General features: G+C 34.0%; 1 protein-coding gene. It reads right to left on the bottom strand.

Translation table 11 applies throughout. The annotated features are described in order from the left end of the window. Window positions 1–247: 247 nt before the first annotated feature. The coding region (locus tag ACW2QF_RS00565) for a methyl-accepting chemotaxis protein (RefSeq protein WP_455714039.1) at window positions 248–1,169 on the bottom strand (922 nt) is incomplete at its 5' end.

Raw genomic sequence — 1,169 nt, 5'->3', positions numbered from 1 at the left:
AAAGTTGAAACATACCATCAAAACAAAGATGATATAAATTTGAAATTAATTCTTATGCAAACAAAATATCTAAGATCGATAAAGAATGATTTAGTGTTTATTAGAGTATTGATAATTATAGGAATAATATATAGTGTTTTCGGTATTTAATCATGATTTAAAGCTTAATCATGATTTTTACTAAAAGGAGCTGTCCACAGCTGAATTTAATTCAACTGTGGACAGCTCCTTATCCTTATTAATTTTTTTAAATATTAAACTGTTCCATCATCTGTAACATACATGCTACATGTGCAGCCTGTTCTTCACTAACCGCTGCAGTTTCTTCCGAATTGGCGGAGTTATTATCAACTACCTCTGATACTTTTGAAATATTGTTATCTAACTCATATATATTATTCGCTTCTTCTCTTAAATCCACTGCCATCTGTTCCATCTTATCCGATGCAACTTTGGCTCCGTGCATAACATCTTCCATATTTGTAGCTGTCTCATCTGCAAGTAAAATTCCTTTTTCTACTGCATCAACAGTCATCTCTATCAATTTTGTTGTCTCCCCAGCTGCTTTTGCAGACTCTTCCGCCAAATTCTTAACTTGTTCAGCTACTACAGCAAAACCTTTTCCTGCTTCTCCAGCTCGTGCTGCTTCGATAGCGGCATTCAAGGACAATAGATTAGTCTGATTTGCAATTGATTGAATAGTTTCAATAATAGTTCGGATCTGCTCTGAACAATTACTAATATCACCTATTGCATTCTTCAATTCTTGCATCTTAGCGTTATTGGTTAATAATACTCTTCCTGCTTCCGTAGATATTTTTGCTGTTTCTTGTGCTTTTTCTACTTTTTCTTCCATACTTGTCACTAATTTATTAAACATCTCAACAACTTCTGAAACCTGTGTTGCCTGAATTGTACTACCCTCAGCTAAATCCATTGCTGCTTTTGCAAGCTGTTCAGAACCACCATTAATCTCATTCGCCGTATTTAGAATCGTTCCTAACACATTCCTTGTGTCTTCAATAATCTTTTCAAGCGATCTTTTAATCTGAGCAAAATCTCCTACGTATTCTTGGGTAACTGTCACTTGATAATTACCCTCTCCCATCTGCGTAAGTATTGTAGAAATTTCTGTTATCATACTTGATATATTTTTCTTAAAAAAATTA

The sequence above is a fragment of the Anaerosporobacter sp. genome (genome assembly GCF_965301125.1).
This window is presented reverse-complemented; position numbering and strand designations above follow the sequence as displayed.